General features: G+C 46.5%; 12 protein-coding genes. 7 read left to right on the top strand and 5 right to left on the bottom strand.

What is annotated here, in order from left to right; all coding sequences use genetic code 11:
• The first annotated feature begins 394 nt into the window (after nt 1-394).
• From F0145_RS19170 to pgl, 4 genes are all read left to right on the top strand, one after another.
• Entirely contained in the window at nt 395-847 is a 453-nt protein-coding gene (locus tag F0145_RS19170; RefSeq protein WP_150090958.1) for an RpiB/LacA/LacB family sugar-phosphate isomerase, read from the top strand.
• Between the two features lie 76 nt (nt 848-923).
• Nucleotides 924-2,363, top strand: coding sequence for an NADP-dependent phosphogluconate dehydrogenase (gndA, locus tag F0145_RS19165; RefSeq protein ID WP_150090956.1), 1,440 nt, complete (start codon nt 924-926; stop codon nt 2,361-2,363).
• A 105-nt stretch (nt 2,364-2,468) separates the two neighbouring features.
• Complete coding sequence (gene zwf / locus F0145_RS19160; protein ID WP_150090954.1) at nt 2,469-3,977, top strand: glucose-6-phosphate dehydrogenase; 1,509 nt, start codon at nt 2,469-2,471, stop codon at nt 3,975-3,977.
• Nucleotides 3,978-4,002: 25 nt separating this feature from the next.
• Complete coding sequence (gene pgl, locus F0145_RS19155; RefSeq protein WP_150090952.1) at nt 4,003-4,728, top strand: 6-phosphogluconolactonase; 726 nt, start codon at nt 4,003-4,005, stop codon at nt 4,726-4,728.
• A 267-nt stretch (nt 4,729-4,995) separates the two neighbouring features.
• Here the strand turns inward: pgl and F0145_RS19150 are convergent, their stop codons facing one another.
• The 3 genes from F0145_RS19150 to F0145_RS19140 all read right to left on the bottom strand — a co-directional run bounded on the left by F0145_RS19150 (nt 4,996) and on the right by F0145_RS19140 (nt 11,001).
• Entirely contained in the window at nt 4,996-7,266 is a 2,271-nt protein-coding gene (locus F0145_RS19150) for a TonB-dependent receptor (protein ID WP_223816154.1), read from the bottom strand.
• A 203-nt stretch (nt 7,267-7,469) separates the two neighbouring features.
• Complete coding sequence (locus F0145_RS19145) at nt 7,470-8,810, bottom strand: tetratricopeptide repeat protein (RefSeq protein ID WP_150090950.1); 1,341 nt, start codon at nt 8,808-8,810, stop codon at nt 7,470-7,472.
• 82 nt (nt 8,811-8,892) lie between these two features.
• On the bottom strand, nt 8,893-11,001 hold the full coding sequence (locus F0145_RS19140; RefSeq protein ID WP_150090948.1) for a DUF4331 family protein: 2,109 nt from the start codon (nt 10,999-11,001) through the stop codon (nt 8,893-8,895).
• Between the two features lie 822 nt (nt 11,002-11,823).
• Between F0145_RS19140 and F0145_RS19135 the strand changes: the two genes are divergently transcribed.
• Nucleotides 11,824-12,615 (top strand): hypothetical protein, encoded by a 792-nt coding sequence (locus tag F0145_RS19135; protein WP_223816153.1) that lies wholly within the window; start codon nt 11,824-11,826, stop codon nt 12,613-12,615.
• A 210-nt stretch (nt 12,616-12,825) separates the two neighbouring features.
• Here the strand turns inward: F0145_RS19135 and F0145_RS19130 are convergent, their stop codons facing one another.
• Both F0145_RS19130 and F0145_RS19125 read right to left on the bottom strand, forming a co-directional pair.
• Nucleotides 12,826-13,458, bottom strand: a complete 633-nt coding sequence (locus F0145_RS19130; protein ID WP_150090946.1) for a TVP38/TMEM64 family protein — start codon at nt 13,456-13,458, stop codon at nt 12,826-12,828.
• Nucleotides 13,459-13,735: 277 nt separating this feature from the next.
• Nucleotides 13,736-14,587 carry an SGNH/GDSL hydrolase family protein gene (locus tag F0145_RS19125; protein ID WP_150090944.1) on the bottom strand — a complete coding sequence of 284 codons (852 nt, stop codon included), beginning with the start codon at nt 14,585-14,587 and terminating at the stop codon, nt 13,736-13,738.
• Nucleotides 14,588-15,195: 608 nt separating this feature from the next.
• Here F0145_RS19125 and F0145_RS19120 point away from each other — a divergent pair.
• A complete protein-coding gene (locus tag F0145_RS19120) occupies nt 15,196-16,053 on the top strand; it encodes a hypothetical protein (protein ID WP_150090942.1) in 858 nt (285 codons plus the stop codon).
• Nucleotides 16,054-16,186: 133 nt separating this feature from the next.
• A complete protein-coding gene (locus tag F0145_RS19115) occupies nt 16,187-17,086 on the top strand; it encodes an SDR family oxidoreductase (RefSeq protein ID WP_150090940.1) in 900 nt (299 codons plus the stop codon).
• Nucleotides 17,087-17,168: the final 82 nt, after the last annotated feature.

The raw sequence follows: 17,168 nt of genomic DNA, 5'->3' as shown, positions 1-17,168 counted from the left end.
TAATCAGCAGTTAAAGCCATTAGGGTTTTAGCTGCTGATTTTTTTTGAAAATTGTGTTGGGTTGTAGGAACATATCTTCCCCCTATTTATTAAATATAGAACTCTCGCAAAACTATCAAAAGTCCTCTTGCGGAAGGGGCAAGCTTTACCAGGTTTAAAAACTAATTCGAGAAAGCCCGGAAATAACGAAACAAGTTTATACTAACTTCTTTCATCAGCTAAAAAGCGTACCTTCAATAATTTAACTTTGGCCGGAAAGTCTGCGTTACGTTAAAAGCAATAAATCTGGTAGCCGCAAACAAAAGGCTTAAGAGCCAAACCTGAATAAAATAATAAATATTAAGGTTTAATTTTGGGAGAGGCTAACAAAAATCCAAGCCATAAATTATTACTCATGAAAATAGGAATAGCCGCCGACCACGCCGGGTTCGAGCAAAAGCAGGAATTACTAAAGCAGCTCCGGCAAGCCGGTTACGCAATAGAAGATTATGGCGCCTACCAGTACGATGCCCACGATGATTATCCGGATATTATTTTACCTTTGGCCCGGGCAATAGCCAGTAATGAGGTACAACGCGGTATTGCCGTGTGCGGAAGTGGGGTTGGGGTATCTATTGCGGCTAATAAAATAGCGGGTGTTCGGGCTGCCCTGATTACCGAAACGTACTCGGCGCACCAGGGCGTAGAGCACGACAGTATGAATTTGCTTTGTTTAGGCGGCCGGGTAATAGGGCCAATGCTGCAGTGGGAGTTGGTGCAAACTTTTTTAGCAGCGCGATATAACGGCGAAGAACGGTTTCAAAGGCGGTTAGATAAAGTAATTGCCCTGGAGCAAAAAAGCCAGTAACGCAGTAGTACTAAATTGCCGCCTGCTGATGCGGGCAAAAGTTTTTGAATAAATAAACCAAATGCAAGCGCATTTTATGAACGATACACAATACGATTTTGGCATAGTTGGTTTGGGCGTAATGGGCCGCAACCTGCTGTTAAACATGGCCGACCACGATTTTGCGGTGATTGGCCTGGACCTGGACCCGGTAAAAGCCGCTGCCTTGGAAAAAGAAAACGACCAGGGCCGGACGGTTAAAGGAACAACTTCGGCGGAAGAATTTATTGGTGCTTTGCGCACGCCGCGGGCTTTGATGCTGCTGGTACCGGCCGGCAAACCCGTAGATGCTGTTATTGCCAGTTTATTGCCCCTGCTAGAACCCGGCGATATTGTAATTGATGGCGGTAATTCTTACTTCGCCGATACCGACCGCCGGGTAGGTACCCTGGCTGCTGCCGGCATTCACTTTTTTGGAATGGGTATTTCGGGTGGCGAAAAAGGAGCCCGGTTTGGCCCCAGCATGATGCCCGGTGGCAACCGGCAGGCTTACGAAAGATTGCGGCCCGTGTTTGAAGCCGTAGCGGCTAAGGTAAACGGCGAACCCTGCGTAGCTTTTCTGGGCAATGGCTCGGCGGGTAATTACGTGAAAATGGTGCACAACGGCATAGAGTACGGCATTATGCAGCTTATTGCCGAAACCTATGACTTATTGAAGCGCGGTTTAGGTTTGAACGACGATCAACTGCAACAAATATTCCAGGACTGGAACAATACCGAATTACAATCTTACCTGGTACAAATAACCGGCGAAATCCTGCAGAAAACCGACGAAATTACCGGTAAACGATTGGTAAATGTTATTTCGGACCAAGCCCGATCCAAAGGCACTGGCAAGTGGACTTCGCAGAACGCCATGGATTTGCAAGTACCTATCCCCACCATTGATATGGCCGTGGTAATGCGCGATATGTCTAAATATAAAGCAGAACGGGTGCAGGCCGCGCAGTTACTCGCCGGTAATAGTGTTGCCAATAAACAGCAGCAGGAGCAGCAGAATCGGGTAGATCAAGTGCGCAATACCCTTTATTTTGCCATACTTATTACGTATGCCCAGGGCCTGGTTCAACTCCGGATAGCTTCCCAGGAATATAATTATGAACTGGAACTGGAAGAAGTAGCTAAAATCTGGCGCGGCGGCTGTATTATCCGGGCGGCCTGCCTCGAAGATTTCCGGCAAGCTTACGCTAAAAATCCAGCGTTGCCCAGCCTCTTACTCGATTCGCAAATTGGTCAGGATTTGTTAACGCGCCAGGACGATACCCGTACCACTATAAAATTAGCCGTAGACAAAGGCATTCCGGTACCGGCGCTTATGTCGGCGCTGGCTTATTTTGATGCGTACCGCAGCGAAATATTGCCTACTAACTTAATTCAGGCGCAGCGCGATTATTTTGGTGCGCATACTTACGAGCGGATAGACCAGGAAGGTATTTTTCATACCGATTGGACCCCGGCAGTTCCACCGGTTTCCTAATAGTGTAATTTAATCCGGCATTGGGATAATAAAGCCCCAATGCCGGACCTTTATAAAGTTCTTTTACCTTAAGTCTACTTCTAAAGAGACTTTAATTTAAAACCAATGAGTTCAGCGAGAGTAGCCGTACCCACGGTTGTTGTTATTTTTGGCGGTACCGGCGATTTAGCCAAAAGAAAATTATTACCGGCTTTTTATAATTTGTTTCTGGAAAACTGGCTGCCGGATAATTTTGCGGTAATTGGCCTGGGCCGCTCTAAGTTTAATGATCCGGATTATCGTAGTCATTTGTTCGATGGGTTAACGCAATTTTCGCGGAGTGGCCAACCAACCGACGAAAAATGGGCTGCTTTTGAAAACAATATAACCTATTTACAGTCCGAAATAAATAATCCCGATTCTTATCAGCAGTTGGCCGAGCGGCTTAATGCGTTTGATGCCGCCTGGGGGCAGCGGGCAAACCGGTTATTTTATTTATCGGTAGCTCCGCAATTTATTGAGGCGGTTACCCTTAACCTGGCGCAAGCTAATGTAGCGGGTAACGTAGACTGCGACCGCATTATAGTGGAAAAGCCTTTTGGCAAAGATTTAGCTACCGCCCGCAGCCTGAACCAATTGCTCACGCAAACTTTTCAGGAAAAACAGATTTACCGGATAGACCATTATTTAGGCAAAGAAACCGTGCAGAATATTCTGGCTTTCCGGTTTGCCAATGCTTTATTCGAGCCCCTCTGGAACCGTAATTATATTGATTATGTGCAGATAACCGTGGCCGAGCAGGTGGGGGTAGAAGATAGAGGCGGTTATTACGAAGGCGCCGGCGCCCTGCGCGACATGATTCAGAACCACTTACTGCAGCTTTTGTGCATGGTGGCCATGGAGCCGCCGGTAATGTTTCAGGCCGAAGAAATCCGGAACCGGAAGGTTGATGTGCTGCGGGCTATCCGGCGCCTCGCCTACGAAGAAGTAAACCAATATGCTGTACGCGGGCAATACGGACCCGGGTGGATAGAAGGCGAAAAAGTAGCGGGCTACCGCGAAGAGGAAGGCGTTAAACCCAATTCCAATACCGAGACCTACGCAGCCATTAAGTTTTACCTCGATAACTGGCGTTGGCAGGGCGTACCTTTTTACCTGCGTACCGGTAAGCGTCTGCAAAACAAAACTTCATCCATTACGGTACAGTTTCGGCCGGTGCCCCACAAAACTTTTCCGTCGTCGTTAGCCGAAAACATGCTGCCCAACCGGTTGACCATCGATATTCAGCCGCAAATGGATATTCGCCTGCGGTTCACGGCCAAACGGCCCGGCCTGGAAATGGCGCTTACCCCGGCCGAAATGGTGTTTGATTTTAAAGCCTACGCCAAGAATTCGCCGGAAGCTTACGAAACCCTTTTGCTGGATGCCATGCAAGGCGATGCTACCTTATTTATGCGGGCCGACCAGATAGAGGTAGCCTGGGATGTAATTACGCCTATCCTGGAAACCTGGGAAGCCCGGCCCTCTTTAGAATTTCCGAATTATCCGGCGGGTATGTGGGGACCGGAAAATGCCGAAGCCTTAATTGCCCGGGAAGGTCACACCTGGTCGGTTACTACGCCCCGAAGTATTTAAATTTAGCAACAAACAAGCATAACAAGTGATCCAGATATTTAAAGATACCCAGCAACTGAGCCAGGCGGCCGCCGATTTATTTGTGCAGGCTGCCAACGAAGCCGTGCAGGAAAAAGGCCGCTTTACCGTAGCTTTAACGGGTGGTTCTTCGCCCATACAAATGCACCAGTTCCTCGCGCAATCGCCTTACCGCGAGCAGGTGCCTTGGGAGCAAACGTATATATTTTGGGGAGATGAACGCTGGGTGCCTTTAACCGACGAGCAGAGTAACGCCAAAATGGCCCTCGAAACGCTACTGAACCACGTGCCAATTCCTAAGAACCAAATATTCCCGATGTGGGGAAAACAGGAACCCGAAATATTTGCGCAACAGTACGAAGAAACGCTCCGCCAACACTTAGGCCAAACAGAACCAAGTTTTGACTTAATCTTATTAGGCATGGGCGACGATGGGCATACGGCCTCGTTGTTTCCGGGTACTGCGGTGTTGCAGGAAAAAGAAAAATGGGTAGTAGCTTATTATTTAGAGCCCAAACAAATATACCGGATAACCTTAACGGCACCCTTAATCAACCAGGCTAAAAAAGTTGTTTTTATTACCTACGGCGAAAAGAAAGCCGATGCTTTATACGAGGTGCTGGAAGGCAGAAGAAATCCGGAACAATACCCCTCCCAACTCATTCAACCACAAAACGAAGCAATATGGTTGGTAGATGAAGCCGCTTACCGGCGCTTATCTCAGGCAAAATAATATTCAATGGCCATCAGGCAAAGATAAAATACTGAAGATAAATTATTAGATCAGTACTAACAGCTACATGGCTCGGCGTTTGTTTTGGCAAGTATGGCGCGGGCGTCTCGCCCGTGTCTATTTTATCCGGCCTCTGGCCGCTGAATAAATCAATATTTCATTAACGACTATGTATAACGGCCAGAGGCCGGAAGAAGACAACCCCAGCGAGGACGCTGGCGTTAGTGATGGTTGTTTATTTAAGCAGAGTAAAATTATTAGAGATATTTAAAAAGAAAACGTAACACCGGCCTTTACGGCGAAGGGCGTTCCGGGGGTGAAATGAATCTCTGATACGGGCTCGGGTTCATTTCTTAACCGCGACTCTGTTTCGAATTGGGCTTCTTCCCAGTTGCTGTTGAATAAATTCTCACCGCTTAATCTGAATTCCAGGTTTTTTAAAGTATAGCTAACTACCGCATCGGCCAGGAAATAACCTTCGGCGGTCAGGCTGTTGTCTTCGTTGGCGGGGCGATGGCCCAGGTAGCGGTAACGCAGGTTGGCTTTAAAACCGTGGGAGGTTTGGTAACTAAGCCCGCCGGTGCTGGTAATGGCGGGTGCTAACGGAATATAATTATTGCCTTTTGCTTCGTCGCGTGCCCGCGGCCGGGCCAGGTTCAAATCCGTATCTAGGAATAAATGTTTATTAACCTGGTAGCGAGCCGAAAGATCCAACCCGTAGCGGCGGGTTCTGCCCGATGGTTCCACAATGCCTTCGTCGCCGACGTATACAAATTCCTGGTCCAGGTCTAATAACCAAAAGGCGGCGGTTACATAAAGCTGCTCTACTGGTTTAAACTTCAACCCTAAATCAGCGCCCCGGGCGGCCGGCAAGGCTTCTTTTCTGGCCGCTAAAACCGAAACCCGCGAGTCGTTGGAATGGTAACCCATGCCGGAACTTAAATACAACTGTAAAGCTGGCGTTACCGCGTAGGTAAAATTAAGTTTAGGACTAACCCGGCTCTCGGCGCTTCTTTGAGTCGTCTGATTGGCATCTGCTTCTAACAAACTGGTGTAATCAAAAAATAAGCGGTCAAACCGCAAGGCAGCATTCACGGAAAAGCGGGGAGAAACTTCCCAGGTTTGGTTTAAATAGGCAAAAGTATTTAGCTCCTGCGTGTTGCCTTTTTGTACTTCCGATAAAGTTGTTTTTCGGTTGCGGGTTCGGGATAATTCAGAACCATTAATATCGTCGTAACGCAAGCCAATACCTACTTCGTGCCGGAGCGGGCGGCCCAGGAAAGTCGCTTCTTTCTGGTAAGTACCCTGGTAACCGTAAATTTGCCTTTTCTCTTTTTGCCGGATTTGGTCGCCGTTTTCGGGGTCGTTCAGGAAAAAGGTAAAGTTAGAATACAGCTCAAAATCATATTTAATAAAATATACCTGGTTTTTCAGGTAGCTGCCATCTGTAAAAGTTTTATCTAAACTCAGGTTAGCATTGTAGCGGGCCGTTTGGCCGCCTTCGGTATCATCAATCGCGCCGAAGCGGGTAATGGTGCCATCGGTTACTGCCCGTTCCGGAATCTGGCCGGAGGCATCCCAGTTACTCCGGAAAGCCGATAAGGAGCCACTCAGGATGGTATTGTTTTGGAATACGCCCTGGTAGCGGCTAAATAAATTTAACCGGTTTAAGCCCTGCGGCGATTGAAAGTAGCCATTGCTGAATAAATATTCGGTGGCCAGGTAAGCGTTTTGCCCTTTTTGCCGCGCCGTTGCGCCTAATAAATTAAACATACCTACTGCCCGGTAATTATTAAAACGCCCCGCTTCCAGCTTAATGCTGTTTTTATCCAAAGCACTGCGCGTCCGGAAATCGGCGTAACCGGCGGTACCAAAGTTGCCTTTATCGGCCCGGTAAGGTCCTTTGCCAAAATCTACGTTTTGAATGGTTTCGGGAATTAGAAAGTGCAAATCGGAATAGCCTTGGCCGTGGGCGTGCGATACCATGTTTACCGGCATGCCGTCGGCGGTTAAGTTAATATCGGTGCCGTGGTCTATGTCGAAACCCCGCAGGAATATTTGTTCGGCTTTGCCGCCGCCGGCATGCTGGGCAATAAATAATCCTGGTACCAGGCGCAATATTTCCTGGGAATTTTGAATGGGTCGTAGTTGTACGTCTACGGCACTAATAATATTGGCTGGTTCTGCCTGACTGGCCGATATGGCTATTTCGGCTAATTGTAAGCTGCCACTGGCCAAATAAGAAGTGGCCAGCACCGATGGGGCCAGCGGATTAACTTCTACTATTTTGCTTTCCTGCTCAAACCCTAAGTAAGTTATTTTTATTTCGTAATTGCCGGCGGCTAAATCATGGAAAGTATAAACGCCGAAGCGGTCAGTGGTAGAAATTTTATCTACGGCCGGAATCGTTACAGTAGCGCCGGCGAGCGGGGTATTGGTGCTTTTGCTGTAAACAACTCCTTTTATGGAGAGCTTATGCGCAAAAGCACCGGTGGTCGCCGTAAGCCAGATTAGCAGAATAAAGTAAAGTATTTTCACAGGCTTAGGTTTGTTTGGGTTGGAAGGGTGAAAACAGGTATTCTGGATTTTAATAGCCAAAGAAAATATTGCCATAGGCTTGTACTGGCACCAGCTATCGCAACAGTCGGCCCGGAACAAATATTTGTGCCGAGCCACTGACTAGGTTAGCTTTTAGAACAGAAAAAAGCTGGTTACCAACAGTTAGCCTAAATATTCCCGGGCTACAGTTTGGATATGGAATTACTCAACAAACTTTTGCCCTCGGTGCTGTAAGCTGTATTCTGAAACGGATCGGTGGCCAAAGATTTCCGGATGAGGGTTTCCCCGGCAACCCGGTCGCCTAAGCGGTATTTAACTAAGCCATTTAAACACAGAAGCGTCGGGTCCTGGCTGTTGGTGCGGGTTGCTTTTTGTAAGAAAAAATCGGCTTGCTGGTATTGCTGCTGCTTGTAATAAATAGCCGCCAGCGTTTTGCAAACATCTATATTATTGGGCCTTCTTTTAAATTCTTTTATAGCGTAAGTCATGGCAGCTTTAGGGTCGTTTTTCAGATGGAGGTAAATATTAGCTAATTCCAAATCCATCAGGTGCCCGGATTTCTGGTCTTCTTGCAGGCCTTCAATCAATTCTTCCATTAAATTAGCGGCTGTTCTGGTTTCGCCTTGCCGTTGGTAAAGGCGTACCAATTCTTCCTGAAAAGAAAATTCCGGTAAAACGTTAGCAGCTTCGGTATACAACCGGATAGCAGCTTGGGGGTTATTCTTTTTTTCGGCCAGACGCGCTAAACCGCCAATAGCAAAGGCATATTTCGGGTATTCGGCCATGGCGCGCTCGTACACGGCGGCCGCTTTCTGTAAATCACCGGTTTTTTCGTATAAGCTGCCCAAGGTAAAGCGGGTCCAGGCGGTTTGCTCCAGGCCGGGGTAACCCGCTGCGGCCGCATGTTCCATGGCCTCAATGGCGCCGGGTAAATCGCCGTGAATCTCCCGCAAATACGAAATCCGGGAGTACGATTTCAGGTCGGGGCGGATGGCAGTCATCCGGTCGGCCATATTAATAGCTTCTTCGTAATTGCCCAGTTCTACGTTGGCATCGCACAACACACCATAAACCGAAGCAATATTGGGATTAATGGCTAAGGCTTTTTTGCCCGTTGCCAGGGCTTCGTTAAACTGGTGCAGCGAAAGCTGAATGGAGGCCTTCGCAACCGTGGCCTCGTACATTAAAATCGGATTCTCTGGTTCCTGGTCCAGGATATCGTTTATTAAATTAAGGGCGGCCGGGTAGTAGTAAGGGTGTTCGCCGGTAATGCGCGCCTCTTGCATAAAAGCAAAGGCCAGTAATAATTTACTTTGCAGATCATTGGGCTTTTCGCGTAGTTTCCGTTGCAGGCCCTGAATAGCCGCTTTGGTATTCAGCCATTCGCTGGTAACCGAAATGGGGCCAGTTCTTTCTTTCAGGGGCGGAATGGGAACTTGTACATTCCGGTATTGGTAAAAAAGGCCAGCTGCCGCTACTATTATTACTATCAGAACCGCGTTAAGGATGTAGCTTTTTTTCATGATATTGTTGCTGCTAAAGAATATTTAAAAGATAAAAGAAAGGTTAATAAAAGCCGGGTACTTAGTACCCGGCTTTATCAGGTTATTTATCTACTGTAAATTTCAGCGATTGTAAAACGTTGTTGCCATTTTGGATGCGGGCAATGTAAGTGCCTCTATCCAGCTTGCTTACATTTACCGGTACTTCGTGGGTACCAGCCTTAATATTCTGGTTTACAACCGGGCTGGCAACTAACCGGCCCGCCAAATCAAAAATCTGTAAAGAAACATTCGTCGGCTCGGCCAGGTGGTACCGGAAAGTGGTGGTATTCCGGGACGGATTCGGATAAGCTTCTACCTTTTTCAGCATTATTTCGGGTGTAGCCAGGTTCATGGTGCCCGGTACTTTTGCGCCAGGTTGCATAGCCGATACCGTAGAGATGGGGTTGCCGTTTATATCGCAGTTAATCTGAATATGACCATCCTCGAAGCCGTCCCAGGGCTTAGCCAGGAAAGGGAAACTCGCCATAAAAGGTTTGTCGTTTTTCTCTACGCCGGTGGTAAAGGTTAAAACATCTACCAAATCCTGGGTAACCGGAGAGGTACTGCTTCCGGGGATAAAATCATCGTACCAAAGGCCAATAGCCGCCAGTACCGCGCCGCCTACCGCTTGTAACTCAATCCGGGTTACATCATCTTCTAACCGACGGCCGTTCGGGAAGCCATCCATGTTCGGAATAAATTGTAAATCGGTAGTGGTATTAAACCGGGCATCGGTTAAACCCAGGGCGGCAGCGGCTATTAAACCTTCGCTGCTAAAATCGGCGGAGTTGCGGGGTGTAACCGGGGTAGCCATGTTTACCCGCAGCATATCGCCGAAAGTAGGCAGAAAGTTATGGATAAGGGGTTTGCCGGCTGCCAAAGGATTGCCATTTTTACCGGTAGCTAACTGGTAAGGCCGCAGGTTAGGCACCCCGGTCATAAATATTGGTAAAAGATCCACGGAGCGGGGTTGGCCCGGACGCAGCAAATAATTACCAAAAAGCTTATCGTCTAAGGCTGTACCAGCTAAGGCCGGGTTGCCTTTTAACCCAGCTAACCCGTTAGCCCCATTCCGGAAATCGAACTGCCCTAAAGATTTGGTTTGAATCCGTAATTTAGCTAAGCCCGGAACGGCAGTACCAAATTTAGAATCATCCATGTAAAGCGCCAGTTCGGGGTTGGTAAAGTATTTATCGTACTTAGGGTTATCCTTAGAAGATGGCGTAGCATTCCATTCGTCTTTGCGGCCCACCGGAATAATTGCTTCGTTGGTAAGGGGCATGCCCAAACGCGATACCTGCACATAAGGGCCGCTCTCAGTTTTGGTGCCATCCGCATTGCGCACGGTCATTTGCCGGCGGCTGGCCGAAGCCCAAACACCAATTACATAGTCCGGGTCGAGAATATTTTTGGCCTGGCTGGCATATTTTTTATCTTTCTGCAGGTTTTCAATCGGGATATCCATGGCAATGGTATGCACGTTTAATTTGGCTAAACCATCGGGAGCATTGCCCGGACGAATATTACCTAAATCAGAAATACCGCCAATGTCTACGAAAAACGGATCATCTACTTGACCAACGAATATTTTTTCCCGCTGACCAGAGGTTTCAATAGCCGCATTAAATAAAGCATCGTAAGGCGTGTTTAAGCCAACGGCACTTTCAATAGAACGCGGACCGGCATCGGGCGGCGCTACTTTACCTAGGTACACAATCCGCGACCAGGTTTTACCGCCATCTAAGCTTTTGCTGCAGAAATAATTGGCTTTTACATTTTCTTTGCCCAGCCGGTATTTGAAGAAAGTAGTCGGATCTTCATTTTTTAACACAAATTCAAACCGGTAAATAATATCGTCATAAGCGGTGGTGGCATTGTTTTTAATGTGAATATCGTAGGCAATATTTTCCCCGAAATTGTAATAATAGGGGCCGCCGTGGGGCGCCTGTACCGGAATATAATTAGCAATAATAATCATATTGTTCGGGTTGGCCGGGTTGCGGAAAGCATACACATCGGTGTTATCCGCCAGCGGGTCGTTCATAATCATCGGGGCTTCCCGGTGACTGGACGATTCGAGGTTATTGTACTTTAACCCAATTGCCGATAGCCCTGCTATCGCCAGGCCCGTCAGCAAGAGCTTTGGTCCTGTTCTTGTAAAAACTCCCATAAGATTTTAAATGTTTAAGGTTGAAGAAATATTAAACTGGGTAATTAATTTTTATTGAGGAGACCTACGAAGTGATTTTAACAACTGGATTTAGGGCAGACTGGTAAATACTTATAAATTCTTTGTATTGTCTTGATTACATACAACTAAATTGGATGGTATAAGCTAAATAATTGGATTTAAATTGGTTATTGCTGTTGGATAAGTCCAAATCGGCGATTCTGGAATTTTTATAAAATTTGGTAGCTAACCTCTTCTTAATAATATATTTTATGCAAACACTATTAGTATTAAAGTATTAAAGTGTTTGTTTGATTGGCGGAGTTGCAAAAGGGTAAAGGGTTTTTATATAATTATTTTTAGTAGAAGAAAAATTATTGTTTTTATTTAATTTTTTTGAAAACAGAAGCTGTTTAGCATTTGAATATTGGATAATTGGAGAAAACCGCTGCCCTTGCTGTGTGTTTTCACCAGCAAGTAGTCTGTCGGAAGCTTTAGAATTGGCAGTGATAACACCACCAATGGCAGCTTATTCTGTTTAAAACCGAAATACTAAACAGCTTCACAGCTTAACTATGCAAGCTGCAAGATCGGGGCAGTGAATTTAATTTTGTTTTCCTGCCTGGCAGTTAAGGTAATATTAATCTAATTCTGGGCTTTGCAAGCATTAAGCGGTCTTAAGCGGCTCGTTTGGGTTGGTTAAAGGCAGGCTGTAAGGCAATGAAATTTAAAACGGAAGGATTGTAATATTTACTTATGTTGTAGTTGAAATATTTAAGCTATATATTTAGCTTTCCCAACGCACCTCCTAACTTTTGCCACATGAAAGCTGTTTTCAGAATATTAACGCCAGGCTTGTTTTTATTTTTATTGTTCTTTCAGCAGTGTACCCCCAAAGAAAACGAAACCGCGGGAAACCCACCAATGGAAGGCTTTAATGCGGAGGGTTCTGATGTTAAAGCGATTGAGCTAGCCGATTCGGTGATGGCGGCGCAGGGTGGCCGGAAAAATTGGGATGCTACCCATTATATTGCGTGGCAATTTTTGGATGCCCGGAAGCTACTTTGGGATAAATATACCGGCGACGTACGAATAGAAAACCTGAAGGACGATACCAAAACGCTCGTAAATATTAATACGGGCAAAGGCAAAGTATTTAGAAACGGGGCCGAGGTAACGCAACCTGATTCGCTGGCCAAATACCTGCAAAAAGGCAAAGAGGCCTGGATTAACGATTCTTACTGGCTGGTAATGCCCTTTAAACTGAAAGACTCGGGCGTAACCCTTAAATATTTGGGCGAAGAAAAACTGGCTACTGGCCCCGATACGGATGTGCTGCAGCTTACTTATCAAAACGTAGGCGTTACCCCCGAAAACAAATACAAAGTTTACGTCGATAAAAAGAACCACTTGGTAGCCCAATGGGCTTACTATAAAAACGCGCAGGATTCTATTCCGGCTTTTGTAATGCCTTGGCTCGATTACCAGACTTACGGTAATATTAAACTATCCGGCGACCGCGGCCAGGCCAAGTTAACCAATATTCAAGTGCTGGAGCAAGTACCCGAAACGGCTTTTACTTCTTTCGAGCCCGTTGATTTAAGCAGAAAGTAGCCGTTATAATATAGTAATGCCACCCTTAAATATTAAAGTAAGTTTTAGCTACTCTGGGTTTATTTGAGGCCTTATAACAGCATTGTGAAGTAATTATTACCTGTTTTGGCAAGTTCAATAGGACCGCCAAACTTTAAGCACTTTAACCATTTGGTATTGTTATAAATTTTCTATGAACTGAACGGATAGGAGGAAAAATATAAGTCTGCGTTAGGTTGTTTTTTGATGTTTGTTCTTTAAAATTAACTGCACTCCGTAGCTAAACAACACCGCCACTACAATTACAATAACCGTTACCAAACCCGAATTAATCTCATTAGAAAAACTACCCAGGTAAGCATAACCCACCGCTACTACAAAATGGCCAATGGCCGAATACAACAGAAATGTTTTAAAGGGCATAGCCGTGGTGCCGGCTACAAACGAGATAGCTTCCGAAAGAACCGGTAAGGCTTTGGAAATTGTAATGGTCAGATTTCCGAATTTCTGAAAAAGATTATTGCTATAGGCTTTGTCCTGGGCGGCAAAAAACTTATCGAAGTAAGGGTTGGCGCTGCGGCCCAGGTAAAACCCAAACACAGAAGCTAAAAGGCTCGAAACCAAAGAAAGCAAGGTGCCAAAAAATGGGCCTAATATTTTCCCGTTCAAAATCATGAGTAAACTCGAAGGTACCGGCAACAAAGTGTCCAGGGCCATAAAAGAAAAGCTGAGCAAGGTGTAAGTGGCTTTGGATTGACCCGAATGAACATGGGCGGTAATCCAATGTTCCACCTCTTCGAACAACAGAAAAGTGGTAATAACCAGTCCGCAGCAAATTAAAAAAATAATAAGTAATCGTTTCATACGCTTTAAACCTTACCATATTCCGGTGTCTGATTTCAGAAAAAGCTTAAACCAGCATATTTACAGTGCTTCTGCTCTTTTGCTGGCGTGGGCGTTCTGCCCGGACTAATATTTTCTGCTACCGGCCTATATACGAAGGCAATAAATATGGTTTGTGTTACTACCGCGGCCAATAAAATAATCAACAGCGAAACGCTGCCGATAGTACACAAGAACGGTTGTTAGCCTGAAGTTGCAATGCAGCACTACAAATTTCGGAGTTATGATGCCGGAATAATTATTGTGCTTTGGTCTTCTTCAGTTTTAATTCTTTTTTCATGACACCGGCTACCATGCGCGAAATAATTGCATAACCTTTATCCGAAGGGTGGAGGCCATCGTAGGTCATGTCTATAGCTGCGGGTGGGTACGGGTATTCATCGGTTTCGGGGTTAAACGGAATATCAATAAACTGCGGGTAAGGATAATTTTTGTACGCACCGGTGGCCGGGTCTTTTAAGCGCTTAAACTTCACCAGGTTCTTCAGCGTCATGCCGCTTTTATGGTATAAATCCACCACCAGTAATTTTTCGTGCTTGCCTACAGCTTTAATCGCCTCAGCAAAAGCTGCCAGCGATTGGCCGTTTTTATCTTTATAAGAACCGTAAGCATTATTTTTATAGTTGCTGATATACACAAAATCTACCCGCTGCATGGGCGTCATTAATAATATCGGCGCTTTGGGGTTCAGACTGCGTATTTTATCTATAATAATGCGGTAAGAGCCGTAAAAAGTGTTGTTGCCGGTGTTGTTTTGGTAATCGGTGAGCGTGCCAATGGGGCGGCCCTGCCACCAGTCGTTCGTGCCCAGAAAAACCGAATACACATCGGCTTTAACCAAACCCAAGTCTTCTATTTTATTCGCAATGCCGCCGGCCGTCCAGCCATTATGCCCCTGGTTAATATATTTTACTCCCGGCAATTCTTCGGTTACCAGAGTCAGGTAACCCTTGGTTACGCGGTTTCCGGTTTGTTCCTGGTGGTCGTTTAGGTAAGTAATAGAATCGCCGATGGCCACCCAGGTATAAGCAGCAGGGGAGAAGGCGCTCGATAAGAAACAAATTAAAAGGACAACTAAGAATCTTTGCATGGGGTAGGGGCTTGAGCTATTCTGCTAAAGTAAAATAAATTTTTAAAGGTTTGAAACAGGAATTACTTGTAAGTCGCGGAAATAAAAGAACTAGGTAAAAGTGTTTGAGAAAAACGCAGCCGCATAGCTTTAGCGCTCTCTCTTTGGAAACCGCTGTTATGAAATAAAATTCAAATAAATTTAAAGTAAACTTATTTACAGAGAGTTAAACAGCTGAGAGCAAGTTTAAAATCCACTAATAGGGAAATTCTATTTAAAGATAATATTTGCTGTAACTATCAAAAATTTTAATTATTACCCTCCATCTCCGTCATTCTGAAAGAATCTTTTGCGTTACCTACTCAGAACATTCTTTCAGAATAACCTTTATAAGTGGGTGCTTCAAAATTTAAACATGCTCTTATTCCGGAATGCTTGGGTGCCGAAATAAGTTGGGTGAGGGGGATATTTTTGCCTGGCTTTTTGGACGAAATATTGGTTAATTAACTTTTGTAAAGTTGTTCAGGTAATTTAAACGTATTGGTTTAGAAATGCCGCCGTCGAATAAATTTTATAGAAACAAACCACTCCTGACCGTTTATATATTTATTATAAGCGGCGGTTTATTTTTGCCTGATTTTTCTGATCCTAAAAAAGAATTTGCCTCAACTTTATCGCATTCTAACGCCCGCGTTGTTCGCGCGCCAAAAGTAACTGCCAATACGGCTAAGATGGCCCCGCACCAATCCTTACGGGAGCAGAATTTAACCCCGCGGTTGCCGGTGCCGGCTGTAAACGACTGGGTGGCCCAACGGCTTTTAAAAGAGTACGGGGCTATTTTTGTGGCGCAGGGCAACGTGGTTCGTCCGCCGGCCATTATTTTTACCAACCCCACCGACTGCATTACCTGGCAATCGCGCCTGAATATTAGGCGCGAGAATATTGGCGGCATTTACATTGAGTTGCAAACGGAAGCCATGAATGCTTTGCTCGCGGCGCGTGAAGAAGCTGTCCGGAAAAATTTGCGGATTACGCCACGCGGTACCTGGGCGGCCCGGCGCAGCTACCGCGATACAGAAAAAATATGGAGCCGCCGGGTGGTGCCGGGGCTTGCTTTCTGGCGGCGGCGCGGAAAACTAAGTGCCCGGGAGGCCGCCCGGATTCAGGAGTTGGCGCCCGCCCGACAAGTAAAAGAAATATTGCGGCTCGAAGCCCAGGGCCTCTATTTTAGTAAAAATTTTTCTAAATCCATTCTTTACTCGGGTACGGCACCCGGCGCGTCGCAGCATATCTCTATGCTCGCTCTGGATATAAACGAAAACCACCAGGCCGCAGTCCGCGCTATTCTGGCCCGCCACGGTTGGTTTCAAACCGTTATTTCGGATTTACCCCATTTTACTTACCTCGGCACCACCCAAAATAAATTGCCCGCGCTTGGCTTAAAAAAGACCGTTAAGAATAAACGAATTTACTGGACGCCGGCCTGACAGCCCAGAACGGATTTCAGCGAAAAAGGCTATTCCAGTATGGTTAATTGGGCCATTAACTTGTCTTGGTGCCGAATAACCTTTCCGCAGGCTTATGGGTTTAATACAAAATTAAATAAAGCCTGAACGAAGTATGAAAGACGAAAACAAAGCAAAGCTGGAAAACCCGCTGGAGAAATATCCAAAACCGCCCTTTAAAGAACAAAAGCAACCCTGGCCCGGCTTAGCAGGGCAAATGGAACCCCGGCCCGACCACGGCGAAGAAAGTTACAAAGGCAGCGGGCGTTTAACCGGCCGTAAAGCCTTAATAACCGGTGGCGACTCAGGTATGGGGCGAGCGGCCGCCATTGCGTATGCCCGCGAGGGTGCCGACGTAGCCATTAATTATTACCCCTCCGAAGAACCCGACGCGCAGGAAGTAATCGCGCTCATTCAAGCCGAAGGCCGGAAAGCCGTGGCCCTGCCGGGCGATATTACCGACGAAGCGTTTTGCCAGCAACTGGTAGCGGATGCCGTGCGCGAACTGGGCGGGCTGGATATTCTGGTGAGCAATGCGGCCTACCAGCAAACCCACGAATCTATCCTGGATATTTCTTCCGAAGATTTTGACCGCACCATTAAAACCAATATTTACGCGCCTTTCTGGATTATAAAAGCCGCTCTGCCGCATTTGCCCCCAGGCGCTGCCATTATTGCTACTACCTCCGAGCAAGCCACCACGCCCTCGGCGGAGTTGTACGATTATGCCCAAACCAAAGCCGCTACCACCAGCTTTGTGCGGTCGCTGGCCAAGCAACTGGCCCCCAAAGGCATTTTGGTAAACGGCGTAGCGCCCGGCCCCATCTGGACCCCGCTGCAGGTAAGCGGCGGCGTTACCATGGAAAAACTCAAAAGTTTCGGCGGCGATACGCCCCTGGAACGGCCCGGACAACCGGCAGAATTGGCTTCTATTTACGTGCAATTAGCGGCCCCCGATGCCAGTTATACCACCGGTCAGGTTTATGGTGCCATGGGTGGCGGCGGTTTGCCGTAACTAATATCCTGGTTGAAATAATTTTGCTAGAAATTCTAGAAATTATTAGGTAGATATACTTAGGAGCGGAAGTAATTTCCGC

The sequence above is a fragment of the Adhaeribacter rhizoryzae genome (assembly GCF_008629685.1).
Classification (GTDB): domain Bacteria; phylum Bacteroidota; class Bacteroidia; order Cytophagales; family Hymenobacteraceae; genus Adhaeribacter; species Adhaeribacter rhizoryzae.
Note: the sequence above shows the minus strand (reverse complement) of the source record. Positions and strands in the feature narration are given on the sequence as shown.

What these genes read in the sequence shown, in the direction of transcription:
- F0145_RS19170 (WP_150090958.1), top strand. Translation starts at nt 395, where the DNA reads ATGAAAATAGGAATAGCCGCCGACCACGCCGGGTTCGAGCAAAAGCAG.
- gndA (WP_150090956.1), top strand. Translation starts at nt 924, where the DNA reads ATGAACGATACACAATACGATTTTGGCATAGTTGGTTTGGGCGTAATG.
- zwf (WP_150090954.1), top strand. Translation starts at nt 2,469, where the DNA reads ATGAGTTCAGCGAGAGTAGCCGTACCCACGGTTGTTGTTATTTTTGGC.
- F0145_RS19145 (WP_150090950.1), bottom strand. Translation starts at nt 8,810, where the DNA reads ATGAAAAAAAGCTACATCCTTAACGCGGTTCTGATAGTAATAATAGTA.
- F0145_RS19140 (WP_150090948.1), bottom strand. Translation starts at nt 11,001, where the DNA reads ATGGGAGTTTTTACAAGAACAGGACCAAAGCTCTTGCTGACGGGCCTG.
- F0145_RS19135 (WP_223816153.1), top strand. Translation starts at nt 11,824, where the DNA reads ATGAAAGCTGTTTTCAGAATATTAACGCCAGGCTTGTTTTTATTTTTA.
- F0145_RS19130 (WP_150090946.1), bottom strand. Translation starts at nt 13,458, where the DNA reads ATGAAACGATTACTTATTATTTTTTTAATTTGCTGCGGACTGGTTATT.
- F0145_RS19125 (WP_150090944.1), bottom strand. Translation starts at nt 14,587, where the DNA reads ATGCAAAGATTCTTAGTTGTCCTTTTAATTTGTTTCTTATCGAGCGCC.
- F0145_RS19115 (WP_150090940.1), top strand. Translation starts at nt 16,187, where the DNA reads ATGAAAGACGAAAACAAAGCAAAGCTGGAAAACCCGCTGGAGAAATAT.